Annotated in this window: 16 protein-coding genes; 10 read left to right on the top strand and 6 right to left on the bottom strand. The window is 57.4% G+C overall.

The window, feature by feature from the left end:
• Nucleotides 1-49 precede the first annotated feature (49 nt).
• Nucleotides 50-1192, bottom strand: a complete 1143-nt coding sequence (locus NLK60_RS18000) for an ABC transporter ATP-binding protein (protein ID WP_254810970.1) — start codon at nucleotides 1190-1192, stop codon at nucleotides 50-52.
• A gap of 149 nt (nucleotides 1193-1341) precedes the next feature.
• Between NLK60_RS18000 and NLK60_RS17995 the strand changes: the two genes are divergently transcribed.
• Together NLK60_RS17995 and NLK60_RS17990 are read left to right on the top strand one after the other, a co-directional pair.
• Nucleotides 1342-2805, top strand: coding sequence for an ABC transporter substrate-binding protein (locus NLK60_RS17995; protein WP_254810969.1), 1464 nt, complete (start codon nucleotides 1342-1344; stop codon nucleotides 2803-2805).
• Between the two features lie 209 nt (nucleotides 2806-3014).
• The gene (locus tag NLK60_RS17990) at nucleotides 3015-4475 is read left to right on the top strand and encodes an ABC transporter substrate-binding protein (RefSeq protein WP_254810968.1); all 1461 of its coding nucleotides are present in this window, start codon (nucleotides 3015-3017) and stop codon (nucleotides 4473-4475) included.
• Nucleotides 4476-4641: 166 nt separating this feature from the next.
• Here the strand turns inward: NLK60_RS17990 and NLK60_RS17985 are convergent, their stop codons facing one another.
• The 3 genes from NLK60_RS17985 to NLK60_RS17975 all read right to left on the bottom strand — a co-directional run bounded on the left by NLK60_RS17985 (nucleotide 4642) and on the right by NLK60_RS17975 (nucleotide 7594).
• A complete protein-coding gene (locus tag NLK60_RS17985; protein WP_254810967.1) occupies nucleotides 4642-5838 on the bottom strand; it encodes a cytochrome P450 in 1197 nt (398 codons plus the stop codon).
• A gap of 98 nt (nucleotides 5839-5936) precedes the next feature.
• Nucleotides 5937-6356, bottom strand: coding sequence for a nuclear transport factor 2 family protein (locus NLK60_RS17980; protein ID WP_254810966.1), 420 nt, complete (start codon nucleotides 6354-6356; stop codon nucleotides 5937-5939).
• A 92-nt stretch (nucleotides 6357-6448) separates the two neighbouring features.
• Complete coding sequence (locus NLK60_RS17975; RefSeq protein WP_254810965.1) at nucleotides 6449-7594, bottom strand: MFS transporter; 1146 nt, start codon at nucleotides 7592-7594, stop codon at nucleotides 6449-6451.
• Nucleotides 7595-7855: 261 nt separating this feature from the next.
• On the opposite strand from NLK60_RS17975, the gene NLK60_RS17970 reads away from it, so the two are divergent.
• The 4 genes from NLK60_RS17970 (at nucleotide 7856) to NLK60_RS17955 (ending at nucleotide 11664) form a co-directional block, all read left to right on the top strand.
• On the top strand, nucleotides 7856-8347 hold the full coding sequence (locus tag NLK60_RS17970) for a nuclear transport factor 2 family protein (RefSeq protein WP_254810964.1): 492 nt from the start codon (nucleotides 7856-7858) through the stop codon (nucleotides 8345-8347).
• Nucleotides 8348-8501: 154 nt separating this feature from the next.
• Nucleotides 8502-9263, top strand: a complete 762-nt coding sequence (locus tag NLK60_RS17965) for an SDR family NAD(P)-dependent oxidoreductase (protein WP_254810963.1) — start codon at nucleotides 8502-8504, stop codon at nucleotides 9261-9263.
• A 100-nt stretch (nucleotides 9264-9363) separates the two neighbouring features.
• Nucleotides 9364-10539, top strand: coding sequence for an acyl-CoA dehydrogenase family protein (locus tag NLK60_RS17960; RefSeq protein WP_254810962.1), 1176 nt, complete (start codon nucleotides 9364-9366; stop codon nucleotides 10537-10539).
• Between the two features lie 180 nt (nucleotides 10540-10719).
• Nucleotides 10720-11664 (top strand): amidohydrolase family protein, encoded by a 945-nt coding sequence (locus NLK60_RS17955; protein ID WP_254810961.1) that lies wholly within the window; start codon nucleotides 10720-10722, stop codon nucleotides 11662-11664.
• A 110-nt stretch (nucleotides 11665-11774) separates the two neighbouring features.
• Here the strand turns inward: NLK60_RS17955 and NLK60_RS17950 are convergent, their stop codons facing one another.
• Nucleotides 11775-12590, bottom strand: coding sequence for an enoyl-CoA hydratase/isomerase family protein (locus NLK60_RS17950; RefSeq protein ID WP_254810960.1), 816 nt, complete (start codon nucleotides 12588-12590; stop codon nucleotides 11775-11777).
• Nucleotides 12591-12801: 211 nt separating this feature from the next.
• On the opposite strand from NLK60_RS17950, the gene NLK60_RS17945 reads away from it, so the two are divergent.
• Complete coding sequence (locus tag NLK60_RS17945; protein WP_254810959.1) at nucleotides 12802-13584, top strand: enoyl-CoA hydratase/isomerase family protein; 783 nt, start codon at nucleotides 12802-12804, stop codon at nucleotides 13582-13584.
• A gap of 123 nt (nucleotides 13585-13707) precedes the next feature.
• On the opposite strand, the gene NLK60_RS17940 is transcribed toward NLK60_RS17945, so the two are convergent.
• Complete coding sequence (locus NLK60_RS17940) at nucleotides 13708-14844, bottom strand: acyl-CoA dehydrogenase family protein (protein ID WP_254810958.1); 1137 nt, start codon at nucleotides 14842-14844, stop codon at nucleotides 13708-13710.
• Nucleotides 14845-15053: 209 nt separating this feature from the next.
• Here NLK60_RS17940 and NLK60_RS17935 point away from each other — a divergent pair, with 209 nt between their 5' ends.
• From NLK60_RS17935 to NLK60_RS17925, 3 genes are all read left to right on the top strand, one after another.
• Nucleotides 15054-16220, top strand: coding sequence for a thiolase domain-containing protein (locus NLK60_RS17935; protein WP_254810957.1), 1167 nt, complete (start codon nucleotides 15054-15056; stop codon nucleotides 16218-16220).
• Nucleotides 16217-16603: a Zn-ribbon domain-containing OB-fold protein gene (locus NLK60_RS17930; RefSeq protein ID WP_254810956.1), complete on the top strand. Its 387-nt coding sequence runs from the start codon at nucleotides 16217-16219 to the stop codon at nucleotides 16601-16603. The genes NLK60_RS17935 and NLK60_RS17930 overlap by 4 nt, the downstream gene beginning before the upstream one ends.
• A 143-nt stretch (nucleotides 16604-16746) precedes the next feature.
• Nucleotides 16747-17247 carry a Zn-ribbon domain-containing OB-fold protein gene (locus NLK60_RS17925; RefSeq protein WP_254810955.1) on the top strand — a complete coding sequence of 167 codons (501 nt, stop codon included), beginning with the start codon at nucleotides 16747-16749 and terminating at the stop codon, nucleotides 17245-17247.
• Nucleotides 17248-17317: the final 70 nt, after the last annotated feature.

Raw genomic sequence — 17317 nt, 5'->3', positions numbered from 1 at the left:
ACCGGACGTTTGCAGCGATCGTAAAAAGTGGTTGCGTGGAGATCATATTTCAAAGAAGGCGGTCACCCGAAGCATCGAATAGCCAGAGTTCATCGGGGTCGAACGTCACCGAGAGTCGGTCTCTTTCCCGATCGATCTGACGCTGTGGCGTCACTGCGGTGATATCAGTGTCGTTTGCCCGCATATGGATGACGTCGCGTTCACCGTGAGGTTCGACTACCTCGAGTGTGGCTTCGAACAACGTCTCCTCAGCGTCAAGCTGGAGATGTTCGGGACGGATTCCCAGTGTCACTGCGTCCCCTGCATCGACAGCAAGACTCTCCAGATGGACAGCCGTATGCGGGATAGTAAACACATCGTTGACGAGACCTGCATCCGGTTCGACAACGCACTCGAAGAGATTTACCGAAGGAGACCCGATGAACGTTGCGACGAACAGGTTCTCAGGTTCATTGTAAATCTCGTGTGGCGTCCCAATCTGCTGAATGTGCCCGTCGTTCATGACGACGATCGAATCCCCAAGCGTCATCGCTTCCTCCTGGTCGTGGGTCACGAAAATCATCGGGGTCTGTAAGGTTCGCTGTAACTTTTTGACCTCCACGCGGAGCGTATCACGAAGATTTGCATCGAGGGCCGAAAACGGCTCGTCTAGCAAGAATACATCCGGCTCCATGACCATTGCGCGCCCAAGGCTGACGCGCTGTTGTTGTCCACCCGAAAGCGCAGTGGGCTTCCGGTCGAGATAGTCACCGATACCGAGCATCGAAGCGACCTCTTCGACCATCTCGTTCTTTTCATCTTTGGGCATATCTGTTTTCATGTCGAGACCAAAGCGAATGTTTTTCCGGACACTCATGTGGGGATACAGAATAATATCTTGAAACACAAACGCGATATCCCGGTCCTTGGGTTTCTCGTAGGTTACTTCCTTTCCGGAAATACTGATTTCACCGCTATCGGGAATCTCGAGTCCGGCGATTGAGCGAAGTGTGGTCGTTTTCCCACAACCTGATGGTCCAACGAGGACGACGAACTCGTCGTCATCGATAGTCAGCGAGATATCTTCACAGGCCACGATCTCGCCAAACGTTTTTCGTAAATCCCTGATGTGGACCCGACCCGTGTCCGATTTGGGAGCGTCCGCACTACCATCGGAAGTAACCGAGACGGTTTGCTCATTGCTAACGTCCATAGGCGACGTGATACCGCACACCTATTATACCTTTTGCCGATTTGGCTGTGATCCCCGATAAATCTGGCCAATGTGTAATTATGAATACGAATATAGTTTGTATATATGCCTAACATTGATATGGTATGTCGGCACTTACCAAATGAGGTATGTCTAACCAGTACCAACCGGAATTGAATCGACGAAACGTACTCAAAACGACGGGTTTCGGTCTCACCACTGCCACCCTGGCAGGGTGCATTGGCGGAGATTCTGATGATGATGATGATAACGGTAACGGAGACGATGTTGGCGGGAACGGAACGAACGGAGACGACAGCGAGCCCGAAATCGAAGTCGACCTCACAGGTGTCGATTTTACCTATTGGAACGCGATAAATGTCCAATCTCGAGCGGCCAGACGGGCGTCAGAACGGCTAACGAACGCGTTCGAATCACAAACGGGAGCGACGATTGACGTTAGTTGGGAAGGCTACGGGAACGTAATTGGCGCGGCATGGCCAGAAGCCTTCCAACGCGGCGATTATCCGGTGTTATACGATTCCGTCTCCCAGTTTGGTGGGACCTTCGTGCAGGGCGACTGGATATATCCTGCCGAAGAATACCTCGATGAACTACCGGATGAAATCGTCTCCAACATCGACTGGTTACTCGACTCGATGCGTCATCAGTATCGAGGTCTGGCTGACGACACGCTGTTCGAGATTCCGTTTGGATTTTCGGCAGAGATTCCGTTCATCGGCCGTATGGACCACTTCGAGCAAGCCGGTCTCAATCCTGAAGACGATTTTCCACCGTCGAACTACGACGAACTGATCGAAACGGCATCCGCGCTACAGAACGATGGACCGGCCTCGTATGGATTCCAAATTCACGGGGACCCACTGGATGTGTCAACCTCGATTGTTCCCTGCTGGACAGTAGCCAGGGCCGGAGAAGATGGGCTCTTGCTCAACCAGGATATGACAGACACCAATATCGACAACGACGTCTGGGTCGAAACCTTCCAAGACTACGTCGATATCTTCCGCGAACACGAACTCTCGAATCCAGGTACACCTGCGGCTTCCGACGAAGAAGTCGTTCCACAAATGATCGGCGAAGACGTCGCGATGAGTCAGATCGACTTTCTAAACCAGCCGACGTTGATGGAACAGGGCGGCTCGCTCATGGACGAAGGAACGATCCGGTGGGCCCCCTCGTGGGAGGGTGATGCAGGTGAGCGCGGTATTCAACTGCCCTTTACGCTCGGCGTGACCCGGCCGCCTGAGGGAGTGGACGAAGACGAATATGCCAAAAAACAGCAGGCAGCTATCGAATTTATCGCACTCATGTTATCGGAGGAAGTTCAGTTGCGAATGTTCGAAGATTACGGGCTCCTTCCCGTCAGACAAGACGTCTGGGAACTCCTTCCGGAACGGAACGACCGATTGTTCGAATCGATGATTGCGATGGCTGAAGGCTCGAGTTACGCCTGGAGCGCCCATCCGCAGATAACCGGCATCATGTATTCCTGGAGCGTTCCGTACTTCCAGGAGGCCTTACAGGGGAACATGACGGCTCAGGAAGCATGTGAGACTGCGGCTGCAGAGATCAGAGATAACGTCTTCTGACCGGGTTTTTGTCCACAAATCCCGTCGATTATCCGGATATGTCGGTATCGAACGAACACGCACAGTGTCTCCAAAGTCGGCTATCGACAGGCGGTGTGGCTCATTTGTTTCGCTATTACGCTAACAACGACGCTCAATTCGATCAATCCTCAAGAGTTTTCGTGTAATAAACCCCAAAATTAATCATGTATGTTACCCCTTGTCGATGTATGCCAGAGAGGCACAAGCATACGCTGAATCGACGGAACGTACTGAAAGTAACAGGTGCCGGTCTGGGTGCCGTTGGGCTCGCAGGATGTACAGGCGACTCTGACGATGATGGTGACGATACAGCCGCCGGAAATGGTGATACCAACGGCAACGGCAACGGTGACGACCCAGAACCGGACATCGATGTCGATTTGAGCGGTGTGGAATTCGAGTACTGGAACGCCCAGTTTTCACAGTCAGCAGCGGCCAGACGTGCAGCCGAACGATTACACGCATCGTTCGAATCGCGGACCGGAGCCTCGGTGGAAATCAGCTGGGAGGGGTACGGGAATATTGTCGCGCCGACGTGGGCGGAAGCATTTCAACGAGGCGATTATCCGGTGTTGTACGATTCAGTCTCCCAGTTTGGTGGGACCTTCGTCCAGGGAGACTGGGTGTATCCAGCCGAAGAATACCTCGATGAGTTCCCCGACGAAATCGTCGACAACATCGACTGGATTCTCGATACGGTCCGACACCAGTACCGAGATTTCGGTGACGATGTACTCTTCGAAATCCCCTACGGTTTCAATATGTTCTCGCCATTTATCGCGAGAACCGACCACTTCGAAGCGGCCGGCCTGGATCCTGAGGAAGATTTCCCACCAACAAACTACGACGAACTCATCGATGTTGCGACGACGCTCCAAGAAGACGGACCAGGAACGTACGGATACCAGATTCACGGTGACGTCCTCGACATAACCGACGTGCTGATTCAATGGACGCTCGCAGACGGTGGTGCAAATGGCCTCTTCCTGAACGAGGACGTGACCGATACCATTATCGATAACGACGTCTGGGTCGAAAATCTTGGCAACTACGTTGACGTATTCCAGGAATATGGGCTCTCTAATCCGGGAACACCCGCGTCGGCTGACGAAGAAGTCGTGCCCCAACTCGCAAGTGGAGAAATCAGTATGAGCCAGATCGACACACAGAATTTGCCAATGCTGATCGAATCCGCACCCGACTTGCTCGACGACGGGTCGATCATGTGGGCACCTGCCTGGAGTGGACCTGAAAATCAACGAGGAAGGTTCACCACGATGACCTACGGTATTACCCGCCCTCCCGAAGACGCCGACGAAGACGACTGGGAGCAGCGCCAACAGGGTGCGATGGAATACATCAAGATGATGCTCTCAGAGGAGGTCCAGCTAAGACTGTTCGAGGATTATGGATTAATGCCCGTCCGAGAGGACGTCTGGGAGCTCTTGCCGGATAGAACAGACAACGCCTTTGCAACCCAGATCACGATGGCCCAGGAATCAGATTTCGGTCCAACAGCCCATCCACAGTTACCCGCGTACCTCTACGGTACCATTCCCGGTCACTTTCAGGAAGCCCTCCAAGGGAACGTCTCCGCAGAAGAAGCGTGTCAGAACGCTGCATCAGACCTCCGCGATCAGTTGTTCTGAGAGGGGACCGTTTTCGAAACCCTCTGCTCGAGCAGCGGTAATCAATTACACGAATTCCATCCGCCAAAAGCGGGAGTCATCGTCCCCCTTACGAGTGATCGTACAACGGCGTACACCGGACCGACGAGACCCAATGATCCATCGGTAGGCATGCCGACCGCCCTGTTCAGGAAACGGTGACGCGGATCGGAAGTTCGACCGGACCGTAGATTTCGGGACTGATGAACGGCGTAATCTCGTCGGCACACAGTTCGATCGTATCGACCCGCTCGAGGAACTTCGAGAGCATAATTTCGGCTTCCATATTTGCGAGGGGCGCGCCCAGACAGTAATGAATGCCCTTACCGAACGCGACGGGCTGTTTGTGGTAGGTCTGGGTAGGGTCGAACGAGTCCGGGTTTTCGAAGGCTTCTTCGTCACGGTTAGCCGAACTAATCCAGCCGATTACCTTCGCACCTTCGTGAATGTCGACGCCAGCAAGTTGAGTATCTTCCGTTGCGAACCGTTTTCCTGGCATCACCGGCGATCGGTACCGAAGAACCTCCTGTAACGACTCCCGGAGTGGCATTTCCCCCTGGCGTAGTGGCTCGATGCAATCTTCCTCGAGGAACGTCCACATCGCGTTAGCCATGTACGTCGTCGTCGTCACGTTACCAGCAACCAGCAACATACCACACTGTGCGACCGTGTTCTCTCGGTCGATCGTATCCGATTCCTGTTCTTTTCTGACGAACTTCGTAATGAGGTCGTCACGGGGTTCCGCTTCTCGCTTTTCGATCTCGATTCGGAAAAACTCGTTAATTTGCTCGAGGGCACGGTTACGGCGAGCCTCCGTTTTTTCTTTCGCTTCAGGAGTGAGTTCCGGTGGCGCTTCGGCGAGCGTAGTCGACCACTCACGGAACGTGTCCATCTTCTCAGTCGGGACCCCGAGCATGTTTGCGATGATCATAATGGGGAGCGGTTTTGCGATAGCGTCGACGAACTCAAGTTCCGTCGTTCCGGATGGAGGCAATGTTTCGTCCAACAGCTGTTCAGCCTGCGTTTCGAACGCATCGGAAAACGTTCGAATTTCGCCCGGCATAAAATACTCATCAGCCATTCCTCGCAGTTCTGTATGTTCTGGCGGGCCACGGCTCATCATCGCTCCGTCGATAAACGACGTGTTCCGCCTCGTAAATCGCTTCCAGTCAGTGAGTACCTCAGTCACCAGATCGTACTCGAAGACGTCGAACGCATCACGCCGTTCGTCGTACCGAATCGGTCCTTTTGCACGCATATCCTTGAACCAGGGATACGGGTCACGTTGACCCGATTCGGTAGCGATTTCCAGGGGTGTCCACTCTGGTTGAATCTCTTTGCTCATAGCATACTAGTATCAAGACTCACGTAGTAAATCTACCGGTAAGATAACATAGCACATACGCCTCAGTGGACCTCGATGAAGCAGGTGCTTGGACAGTCTCACGGCGAGAGTTTGTGATAGCCGCCGGTGTCGTGAGCAACGGTGGCAACCATTCGATCAAACTTCCACGATCCGTCCACTCGACGATACTCATCAGTGTACGACCCCAGAACGTGCCCCTGCGTTCCATCAGTCGCGATATAAAAGACGAGCATATACCACTCACCGGAGGCAGTATTACCATCTATCTCGAGTTCCGGCATCTGAGCCGTGTGCATGCTGTACTCGTACTCAACTCGGTCACGACCGTACTCGTAGACCGCCTGACGGCCGTTGAGGGTTTCACGAGGATACACTACTTCGGTATCCGTTGTAAACAGTTGGGCGTACTCCTCCCACTGTCCGTAATCGATAGCTCGAGCGTAAGCCGCCCGAAGTTCGAGGAGTGCGCGGTACGCATCAGAGTCTTGTCCTGTCATCGTGTGTGATGTCAGCGTACGCCATGATAAACGTGTCGTCAATCGTTCTCACGCCCCCATCACCCGCTCTCGAGTGTATCCACCCCAGTGACTCAATACCGGTCTGGAATGCGAAACAGGGGAATCAACATTGCCACCAGTAACATAGCCAGCAAGAAAAACACGTAATCGAACAAGCCTCGAGCCGCAACTGCTCCGAAGACGGTCGGACTCGCACCGCCAATAGTGATCGCAATCGTTCGAATGACCCCAAGACCCGATCCCTGAACGTCTTCTGGAAGTGCGTTCGTTAAATGAGAGATGATGACCGGATTGTACGCCAGGATCGAACTCGCCGCAACCGTGACGAGGACGAGTGGGACGATACCCTCTACGAGCGGGACAAGAACGAGCGCAAACGCCGAAAGCGAGATTATGGTAAACAGTGGACGGCGAACGCCATAGGAGTCGTACAAGACGCCGGTGACCGGCTTAATTGCCACACCCAGTCCAAAATACAGCCCGTAAAGCAACCCTGCCTGGTCGGCGGTGAGCCCGTTCTCTTCGATTAGATACGTCGGGTAGAAAGCCATAAACACCATCCAAACGGCTGTCAGGGCGGTAAATACGATTGCTCCATTGAGTAGTGCAGGTTGGGTAAGCGTGGCCAGTATCGATCGAAACCTTTTGAGGGAGGTCATTTCGCCCGTCGATGGCTCAGCAGACGTCCGTGCCGGGAGAAACATCCAGAGAACAATCGCTGCGAGGATGAGCAATGGGATAGTGAATCCGAGTCCGTACTGCCAGCCGAGCCACGCCGTCAGGAACCCCGCGGCTACCGGAAGGAGCGCTTGACCGCCGTCTGCGGCGGCGTCGGCAATGCCGTTTGCTACACCGACGTTATCCGGAAAGATGTCGTTCATTGCGGTAAATCGCGCCGTTCCGAACAGGGAAGTTCCGAGACCCACGAGCATCGTCCCAATAAATAGTGCGGGTAACGATCGGGCGTACACTACAAACGCTACCGCAAAACAGGCGGCCAGCGTGCTAAGGACCATTACGCGGCCCTCGCCGAGACGGTCAGATAGTATCCCAGCCGGCAACTGACCAAGCCCATAAATTACCCAGAGCCCGGAAACGAGTAATCCCGCTGTCGCAAGGTCGAAATCGTAAACGACGCGGAGTTCGGGTAACAGAATTGGATAGATCGTCATCAATCCGATCGAGAGAAACCAGCCAACAGAGATCGCGAACAGCACGAAGCCCCGTCCTTCATCAAGGGTGGACGATGCCCGTTGTTTGAGAGTCTGTAGTGTCTTCACAGGTGGATCTTCCGTCGATAAAACAACAGCCGATACCGTATTGAATGTTGTGTGTTTACAGACCTCGTTAGATTCAGGTGGTTACAATAACAGCCAGTGAACGTCATTGGACACCTGTGGGAGATAGCGTAGGAGACAGGAGTGTGCCTATGCACCATCCGGAACAAGAATTAAGACAATTCGCCGGGACTCCCAGACATGGATCTCGAGGCGACCGTTCAATCGTTACACGATAGAGAGCAACTCAAGATGCTTCGACATCAGTATGCCAGATACATCGATACGCGCGAGTGGAACGCCTTCAAAGAACTGTTCGTCGAAGATGCCCAGTGTACGTACCAGGGCCTCGGTACGTTCGACGGCCACGAAGGAATCCTGACGCTAATCGAAGAGTACGTCGCCCCCGCTTTCGAATATTCCTGCCATCTACTGCACAACCCGATTCTCGAGGTCTCTGCAGAAACGGCAACGGGCGAATGGACGCTCGAGGCACTGATGGCGTACGACGACGGCCGATTCGAGTGGCGACAGGGCCAGTACAGCGATGAGTACGTAAAAACAGAAGACGGCTGGAAATTCGCCAGCGTTTCACTCGACTCTCAGGCGCAGCAGTTCTGGTCCTACGACATGGTCGACCACGAAAGCTACGGACGAATTCCACGTGTCGGAGAACACGCTTCGGGATTGTAGTCGACGCTTCGCGGTCACCGACCCGGGTCCTCGAGCACCGCAATCCCACGTAGAAGTGTGTTCGATAGCCAACGTTCAATTCGACGTGATACACAGATCAGTCGACGGGTCAAGTATAAGTTCCTCCGCCGAATCTGTCGATTCAGACTTTCGCATGTTAGTCAAAGGCAAGACAGCAGTTATCACGGGCGCTGCGTCGGGTATCGGTCGTACGACAGCAGAGACATACGCCGAACAGGGGGCCAATGTCGTCGTCGCCGATGTCGACCGGGAAGGGGGCGAAAAAACGGTTGAGGGAATCGAGGAGGCAGGTGGCGACGCGACGTTCGTCGAAACGGATGTGTCGGTCGCCGCTGACGTTGAATCCATGATACTAACGGCCCTCGAAACCTTTGGCGGTATCGACGTGTTGTTCAATAATGCTGGGATCGAAGGACCGCTCTGTGAGTTCGATAGCTACGAAGAAGACGCGTTCGATCGAGTCGTTTCGATTAATCTCAAAGGTGTTTTCCTCGGCATGAAATACGGAACCCAGGCGATGCTCGAGGACGGTGGCGGGGCCATTATCAACACCTCATCAGTGGCGGCCGACGCGGGCGTAATCGGCCGTGGGGCCTACGCTGGGACGAAATCCGGCGTCAACGGGATGACTCGAGTAGGTGCCATCGAGTACGCTACAGATAACATTCGAGTAAATGCAGTGTTGCCAGGGATCATCGAAACACCCATGCACGAACGTGCTGCAGACCAGAAACCTGCCGACCGACTCTCGCGATATGCCGTCTCCGAATCCATGCCCGGAAAAGGCGGCCCGGAAGATATCGCCAATGCCGTCCTCTTTCTCGGATCCGACCTCGCAAAGCGAATTACCGGGGTTACGCTCCCGGTCGACGGTGGTCTCTTGCAACAACCCTAGAATTCGTCTGTCTCGGTTTTCTGTTTTTCTCGAGTGCGCGGTCCCACACAGCCCCCGACTCACAAGTTTATATACAACCGTTACAGATATCCATACGTCGATGGACTACGAGCTTTCAGCGGAGCATCAGATGATGCAATCCGCCGTCAAAGAGATTGCAGCGGACTACGACAAGGACTACTGGCAGGAGATCCACGAAGACCAGCTCGTCCCCGAAGCGATTTTCGAGGACCTCGCCCAGGGTGGCTGGTTCGGCATCCCAATCCCGGAAGAGTACGGCGGCCACGGGATGGGGCTGTTGGACACCATCATCGTGATGGAAGCCCTTGCAGAAGCCCACGCCTGGGAGACCACCTTCCGGTTTACCATGAGCACCGTCTTCGGTGGCACCTCGATCATGCAAAACGGCACCGAAGCACAGAAAGAGCAGTACCTGCCGGGAATCGCCGCCGGCGAGGATGTCTGGGCGCTCGGACTCACCGAGCCCTCCGCTGGCCTCAACGCGACGAACATGACCACCAGTGCCGAAAAGGACGGTGACGAGTGGGTCATCAACGGCCAGAAGCAGTGGACATCGGGCATGGAGTTCGCGGACAAACTGTTGCTCGTCGCCCGAACGGAGCCGCGAGACGAGGTCGAGAAACGAACTGAAGGCGTCACGATGTTCATCCTCGATCCGGACATGGATGGCATCAGTTACAACGAAATCCCGCTCGACATCTACTTCACCGAACCCACCTACGACCTGTTCCTCGGCGACGTTCGCGTCCCCGAAGAATGCGTGCTCGGCGACGTTGGTCAGGGACTGTACCAGATTTTCGGGATGCTCAATGCCGAGCGACTCACGGCCGCCGTGTCGGCCTGGGGTGGCGGGAAAGAAGCTCTCGACACGGCCGTCCAGTACGCCAAAGACCGCGAAGTCTGGAGTGAGCCAATCGGTGCCCACCAGGCGATTCAGCACCCACTCGCGGACGCCCACGCGGAGATGGAGTCTGCACGGCACGATATTCGGCGAGCCGCGTGGTTGGCAGACCAGGGCCGCGATGGTAGTGGCGAAGCGGCCAACATCGCCAACCTCCAGGCGGGGAAAGCAGCCTGGAACGCGTGTGAAGCCGCGATGACGACCCTCGGCGGGATGTCCGCCTCTCAGGAGATGGGGGTCGCTGCCGCCTGGGGTGTCGTGCGCCACCTCAGAACCGGGCCCGTCTCCGAGGAGATGATCCTGAACCACATCGGCCAGCACTCCCTCGGCCTGCCACGGTCGTACAAAACGTAACGCGACACACCACGCTTTTTCCGAGATACGAGCTCTCGAGTCCGTTTTCACGCTCGAGGTAATCGTCGTCGCCAGGTTGCGGTCGGCGTCACATTCCTTACAGCAGACAGGCTATCACACAGCCCACGGCAAGCAGGCCACCGGAAGCTATTCAATCGTCTCGGTCAATACTCGAGGTATATGCCACCGATTATCGACATCCACTCGCACCTGTGGGCCGAAGACTGGCTCCCGGAAACGTTCTGGGACGCGTTCGTCGACATCGCCGTGCGACAGAACGAAAAGCGCGGTAAGACGGTCGACCCGGAGCGAATTCGGGAGAGCTACCTGCCGACGTACTGGGACCCGACCGGCGAAAAATTGCTGACGCGGATGGAGGAGGCGAACATCGACCACCAGGTCGTTTTCGGTGTGGACTTCGGTCTCGCCCTAGGCGAACCCGAGACGCCGGTTCAGGAGGTCAACGAGACCATCAGAGACTTTCGCAACGACAATCCCGACCGTATCTCTGCGTTCGCGACCATCGACCCGCGACGCGAGGGTGCAGCCGAACACATCGACACCGCGCTCGGCGAGTGGGAGATGGACGGGTTGAAATTGCACCCCACTGCCGGCTTCTATCTGCACGACGACGAGACCTACGAGGTCCTCGAGGTCGTTCGCGACCACGGGAAACCTGTCCTGACCGACACGGGCCCGGTTTTCGCCCCCCTCTATAGCAAATACTCCCACCCGACGAACCTGGACGAAGTACTCTCGGATTTCCAGGATCTCGACATCATCGCCGCCCACATGTCCTTTGGGTGGTGGCGGGACCTCCACGCGATCGCTGATAACAAAGTCAACTCGGGACTCCACGTCGATATCAGCGGCTGGCAAGCGGAGGTCAAACACCACCCCGAGGAGTTTGCAACAGCCCTCCGCTGGCTGATGGACGACGTCGGCTCGGACCGAATGTTCTTCGGGACGGACGACCCGGCGTTCGACCCGGTCCATTCGAAAGAAGAGTGGATCGAGACGCTTCGTGAACTGCCAGAACGGGAGGTCGAACCGACGTTTACCGAGCACGAAATCGAGATGTTGCTCGGCGGGGCCGCAGAAGCGTTCCTCGAGAAGTACGAGTAACGAGACACACCATCGCTTTTTCAGGGCCTCTCCTGTGAACGGACGCGACTGGTTTCGTCCAGGTTCAGAAACGATAGAAAGCAACCACTCGAGGGAAGTCTCGAAAGAGACTACTTTCCTTTCCACTCCGGTTCGCGGTCCTCGAGGAACGCCGAAATTCCTTCGTCGACGTCCTCGGTCGCGAGAACCTGTGCGAACAGTTCGGCTTCGTACTCGATACCGTTGTCGAGCCCCATCGAGCCGCTGGCACGGATGGCGCGTTTGGCGAACTCGAGGGCAATCGGACTGTTAGCAGCGATCGACGCCGCGAGCTCGCCCACGGTATCGTCGAGTTCGTCGGCAGTAGCGAGTTCGTCCACCAGGCCGATTTCGTGGGCCTCTGCGGCGTCGATCAGGTCACCGGAGAGAATGAGTTGCATTGCTTTCCCCTGGCCGACCAGCCGTGGCAATCGCTGAGTACCCCCACCGCCAGGGAACAACCCGAGCGTAATCTCCGGCAGACCGAGGTTTGCTCGCTCGCTCGCAACGCGAACGTCGGCCGCCATGGCCAGTTCACAGCCCCCACCGAGGGCGTGTCCGTTAATCCGGGCAATCACGGGGACGCGACACTCGGAGACGTATTCGTAAACGCGCGGCCGTTTGCTCACTTCGCGTTGCTCGAGGGCGGTCCGCTCGTGCAGTTCGGTTACGTCGGCCCCGGCGACGAAGGCACTCGCCTCGTCCGACCCGGTCAGGACCACGACGCGCGTGTCGGATTCGTCGATGGCGTCGAACGTCGTTTTGAGTTCGGCTCGAACCTGCGCGTTCATCGCGTTTCGCGCCTCGGGCCGGTCGATGGTGACCGTCGTGACGTGTTCGGTCCCGTCGTTCGGGGTGACGGTCACGTTTTCGAACTCCGCGTCCAGCGTCGAGAGATCGACTGACATTACTCGAGGCGAGGGCGTCGGAGCCTATAGGTGTACTGGACGCCCGTGAGCCACCCGGGGCGAGTACCCTCGAGCCGGCACAAACGCTTTTACCGACCGGCGAGTGGGTCCGGGTAGGCACGATAGCGATGACACATACCACACAGCACTGCATCACTCCTGGGACAGTTCTCGAAGACGAACGCGACTTGTACCGGTGCCTCGAGTAACGATGGCGTACGACGAAATTACGTCCGAGACGGACGGTGGAATCACGACGATTACGATCGATCGCCCCGAAGTGAAAAACGCGTTCACCGAACGAACGCTGGCCGAACTCAACGACGCGATCAGAGCGGCCAGCGAAGACGACGGCGTATACGCGCTCATCCTGACCGGAGCCGAGGACGCCTTCTGTGCCGGCGCGGACATCCGTTCGATGCCCGACTGGAAAGACGGTTCCAAAGAGGACTACGCCGGCTTTCTCTGGACCGCACAGAACGTCGTTCGACAGTTACGAAACGCACCGATGCCGACGATTGCGGCCGTCGACGGCCCCGCTATCGGCGCCGGGTGTGACTTCGCGCTTGGCTGTGACCTGCGCGTCGTCTCCCCGGACGTACTCATGCGACAGGGCTTCGTGAACGTCGGGCTGGTCCCGGGAGACGGCGGCGCGTGGCTCCTCCCGAAACTGATCGGCGAATCGAAGGCTCGAGAGTATCTCCTCACCGGTCGTGACATCACCGCCGACGACGTCGAGGAACTGGGCCTGGCCGTCGAAATCGCCGACGATACCATCGAAGCCGCCGAATCACTCGCCGAAGAACTGCTCTCGAATCCGGCACCCGCCGTCCGGATGACCAAGGACCTGATCGACCCGTCGCTATCGTTCGAGGACTACTGCGAGCGCGCCATCGAGTACCAGTGGGCCTGTGTGAACGACGACGAACACGCCGAGGCCATACAGGCGTTCGCTGAGCGTCGGGACCCCGAATTCGACAGAGAGTACAGCTGAACCTCGAGTTTTTCCACGGATTATTCGAGACGACGTCGGAGGCCGGGCCAATCACGGGAAAACACGATGCGTGAACTCGAGGGAGACGCTCGTGGTTGGGGAAAACAGAATGTGGACGTCGAATCAGGTCAGCGAGGGCAGTCCGTCTTTCTTCAACACGCTTGCGATGGTGTTCTTTTGTATCTCGTCGGTCCCGGCAGCGAGGCGACGACCGCGTGCAAGCCGGTAGAGGTACTCGAGGGGGTGTTCTTTCTGGTAGCCGTTCGCGCCGTGGATCTGCAGGGCCTCGCTGACGACCGATTCGACCATCTCGCCCGAAGTGAGCTTTGCGAGCGAGGCGTCTAGTCGGTCAGGAATGCGACCGCGTTCGTGGGCGTTGACGGCTGCACGGTAGGTCAGCGCGCGCGATCCCTCGAGTTCTTTGACCATATCCGCGAGTTTCCACTCGATACCCTGGAAGTCACCGATCGGCTGGCCGAACTGTTCGCGCTGTTGGGCGTACTCGAGGGCGTGGTCGATGGCACAGCGGGCGATGGCGTTCGAGAGCGTCGAACTGCCGAGACGCTCCCAGTTGAGCGCCTTGAGCTGGTTTTTGAACCCATCTTTCCCGCGCGTGAGGACGTGTTCTTCGGGGACGACGACATCTTCCATGTAGAACTGGGTCTGGACGTGGTCGGCCATGTTGGTGTAGTGCTGGGCGACCTCGATGCCGTCCCAGTCGAAGTCGAGGACGAGCGAGCCCAGGCCGTCGTCGTATTTGACCCAGACGACGGCGGCGGTGGCGTCTTCGATGTGGCTCACCCAGATCTTTTCGCCGTTCAGTATCAGTTGGCCATCTCGTTCTTCGACGTGGGTGTGCATCGAGCCGACGTCCGAACCGGCCTCTGGCTCGGAGATAGCGACGGCGATGCTGTCGGTTCCCGCGGTGACCCCAGGGAGGTATTTGTCTTTGACTGCCTCGGAACCGAACATCTCGATGGCCCGTGGGGCGACCATCTGCTGATTGTAGAGGTATTCGGCAGTGTCCGGACAGACGCGGCCGACTGCTTCGATCGAAAGCATCGCCTCGAACTCGGACATCCCACCGCCGCCGTACTCTTCGGCGATGTTGATGCCCAGAAAGCCCTGCTTGGCGAGCAGTTTCACGTTTTCCGTCGGCTGTTCGCCGTTCCAGGTGAAGGCGTCATCTGCGAACTCCTGCTCGGCCAGTTGCTCGAGCGCGGAGACGACCAGTTGCTGTTCGTCTGACAGCGAAAGCATTACTCGCCCTTTCGCGTGCCGATAGTTAAGCCTTCGCGTGGGCGGTCGTGGCTGGTCAGATCAGGAGGCTCGCATCGAGTGTCTCTTCTGACGTGGATAGGACGTGCCGAAGTATCGCTTTTGGTATGGCGCACACGCCTCGAGTGACGCCAACCGTGGCTCTCGCCAGGGTATCAAGACTTATCGTGGCCCATCTGTTCTGTGTTGTCATGGAAGACGTCCACATAGCGGGCGTCGGGATGACCGAGTTCGGTAGGTATCCCGATCGTACCGGTCGTGAATTGTTCGGCGAAGCCGCGCACAAGGCACTCGCGGACGCCGACATACCACGAGACGATATCGAAGCATTGCTCTATGGGAACTTTATGGGCGGATTTGCCGAAGGACAAAACCACCAGGGGCCGTTGATGGCCGACGCTGCAGGCCTGACGGTTCCCGCGACCCGATACGAAAGCGCCTGTGCCTCGAGCGGTCTCGCCGTCAGGGAGGCCGTCACGAAGGTTCGCTCCGGGGAAGCAGACGTGCTCCTCGTCGGCGGCATGGAACGGATGACGAACAACCCGACGTCCGTGGTGACGGAAGCACTCGCAACCGCCGGCGATGACCTCTACGAGAGTCGTGTTGGCCTCACTTTCCCCGGCGCGTATGCCCTGATGGCAGACGCCTACTTCGACGCCTACGGAGCCGAGCGAGCCGACCTGGCTCACATCGCGGTCAAAAACCACGCGAACGCCGTCGACAACGAACTGGCCCAGTATCGCACGGCGATCGGCGTCGACGACGTCCTCGAGGCCCCGATGGTCGCCGACCCGGTTGGCCTCTACGACGCCAGTCCGATCACCGACGGCGCGAGCGCGCTGGTCGTCGTGAGCGAATCGTACGCCGAAGCGAACGACCTCGAGACCGAGGTTGCCATAACCGGTACCGGACAGGGAGCCGACAGCCTCTCCCTGCAGAGTCGCGAGTCACTGATTCGAACGCCTGCAGCCGAACAGGCAGCCGAGGAAGCCTACGAGGACGCCGGGATCGGTCCGGACGACGTCGACGTTGCCGAGGTACACGATTGCTTCACCATCGCGGAGGTACTCGCCCTCGAGTCGCTTGGCTTCTACGAACCGGGAACGGGCTACCGAGCCGCCCGTGACGGGGAGACAACCCGTGACGGCGACCTGCCGGTGAACCTCTCGGGCGGGCTCAAGGCCAAGGGGCACCCGGTCGGCGCGACCGGCGCTGCCCAGCTCGTCGAACTCACCAAGTTGCTTCGTGGCGATCACGTCAACAGCGACGCCGTGACCGACGCCGAGACGGCCGTAACCCACAACGCGGGGGCGACCGTCGCCAGCGCCGTCGTCCACGTGCTCGAGGTGGTTCGATGAGCGACGACTCCCCAACAACGGCACACGACGACTTCCTCGAGGCGCTCGCCGAGGGCGAGGGCTACTTCCTCGAGTGCCCGTCGGGACACGCAAGTCTGCCGCCACGATACGCGTGTCCAGAATGTGGCGCTACAGATCTCGTGGAGCGGCCACTTCCCGAATCGGGAACGATCACTGCCTCGACGGTCATCCGCGTCCCAGCCCCTGCGTTCGCCGATGAAGCGCCGTACGTGCTTGCCATCGCCGAGTTCGAACCGGTTCGGCTCACCGGAAAACTGCTCGGGATCGACCCCGACGAGGAGGACGTCGAACCGGGGACACCCGTCTCCGTTACGACGGACCGCGTCGGCGAGGAGCACGTCATCGCGTTCGAGTTGCGGTAACGAACGCTGGTTTTTCACGGTTGTTGCCGGACTATTCGAATTCTCCAAACTGCCGAAATTGACGCTCTCGAGGGCGGAGTGACGAAAAAAGGCTACCCAAAGGAAGGTTTTTATATGCCCGCTTCGAGTTGTTACTCGATAGAATGGCCGACGAATTAGATCCATCAGTCCAGACAGATGCGATAAACGCGGAGTACAAGTATCCGTTCCACTGGGACCTCGATTTCTCGCTGAACATCGGTGAGGACAACCGGAAGTTCTTCGAGGGCATGGAGGAAAAACGCATCCTCGGAAAGAAGTGCCCCGACTGTGGGGCCACCTTCGTTCCACCACAGGCGGTCTGTGTCGAGTGCTACGTCGAGACCGACGAGTGGGTCGAAGTCGAACAACGCGGCGTCGTCGAGAGTTACACCGCGTGTTTCTTCGAGTTCGAGGGACTTCCCGAGCCGCCGTACATCACCGCAGCCATCCGGGTCGCCGATTCGGACATCTGTATGCTACACTTCATCGACGGTATCGAGTACGAAGACCACGACGAACTCGTCGAGAAACTGCACAAGGGAACGGAAGTCGAGCCCGTCTGGGCCGACGAACGCGAGGGGCACATTCGTGACATCAAACACTGGGAGCCAGTAGAGAAATGAGCGAGGGTACTGAGACCGACCACATCACCACCACCGATACATATGACCGAATTTCAGCGATCGGAGGACC

Source organism: Natronosalvus amylolyticus, assembly GCF_024298845.1.
Taxonomy (GTDB): domain Archaea; phylum Halobacteriota; class Halobacteria; order Halobacteriales; family Natrialbaceae; genus Natronosalvus; species Natronosalvus amylolyticus.
This window is presented reverse-complemented; position numbering and strand designations above follow the sequence as displayed.

What these genes read in the sequence shown, in the direction of transcription:
- NLK60_RS17995 (WP_254810969.1), top strand. Translation starts at nt 1,342, where the DNA reads ATGTCTAACCAGTACCAACCGGAATTGAATCGACGAAACGTACTCAAA.
- NLK60_RS17980 (WP_254810966.1), bottom strand. Translation starts at nt 6,356, where the DNA reads ATGACAGGACAAGACTCTGATGCGTACCGCGCACTCCTCGAACTTCGG.
- NLK60_RS17955 (WP_254810961.1), top strand. Translation starts at nt 10,720, where the DNA reads ATGCCACCGATTATCGACATCCACTCGCACCTGTGGGCCGAAGACTGG.
- NLK60_RS18000 (WP_254810970.1), bottom strand. Translation starts at nt 1,192, where the DNA reads ATGGACGTTAGCAATGAGCAAACCGTCTCGGTTACTTCCGATGGTAGT.
- NLK60_RS17945 (WP_254810959.1), top strand. Translation starts at nt 12,802, where the DNA reads ATGGCGTACGACGAAATTACGTCCGAGACGGACGGTGGAATCACGACG.
- NLK60_RS17970 (WP_254810964.1), top strand. Translation starts at nt 7,856, where the DNA reads ATGGATCTCGAGGCGACCGTTCAATCGTTACACGATAGAGAGCAACTC.
- NLK60_RS17925 (WP_254810955.1), top strand. Translation starts at nt 16,747, where the DNA reads ATGGCCGACGAATTAGATCCATCAGTCCAGACAGATGCGATAAACGCG.
- NLK60_RS17990 (WP_254810968.1), top strand. Translation starts at nt 3,015, where the DNA reads ATGCCAGAGAGGCACAAGCATACGCTGAATCGACGGAACGTACTGAAA.
- NLK60_RS17940 (WP_254810958.1), bottom strand. Translation starts at nt 14,844, where the DNA reads ATGCTTTCGCTGTCAGACGAACAGCAACTGGTCGTCTCCGCGCTCGAG.
- NLK60_RS17930 (WP_254810956.1), top strand. Translation starts at nt 16,217, where the DNA reads ATGAGCGACGACTCCCCAACAACGGCACACGACGACTTCCTCGAGGCG.
- NLK60_RS17985 (WP_254810967.1), bottom strand. Translation starts at nt 5,838, where the DNA reads ATGAGCAAAGAGATTCAACCAGAGTGGACACCCCTGGAAATCGCTACC.
- NLK60_RS17960 (WP_254810962.1), top strand. Translation starts at nt 9,364, where the DNA reads ATGGACTACGAGCTTTCAGCGGAGCATCAGATGATGCAATCCGCCGTC.
- NLK60_RS17950 (WP_254810960.1), bottom strand. Translation starts at nt 12,590, where the DNA reads ATGTCAGTCGATCTCTCGACGCTGGACGCGGAGTTCGAAAACGTGACC.
- NLK60_RS17965 (WP_254810963.1), top strand. Translation starts at nt 8,502, where the DNA reads ATGTTAGTCAAAGGCAAGACAGCAGTTATCACGGGCGCTGCGTCGGGT.
- NLK60_RS17935 (WP_254810957.1), top strand. Translation starts at nt 15,054, where the DNA reads ATGGAAGACGTCCACATAGCGGGCGTCGGGATGACCGAGTTCGGTAGG.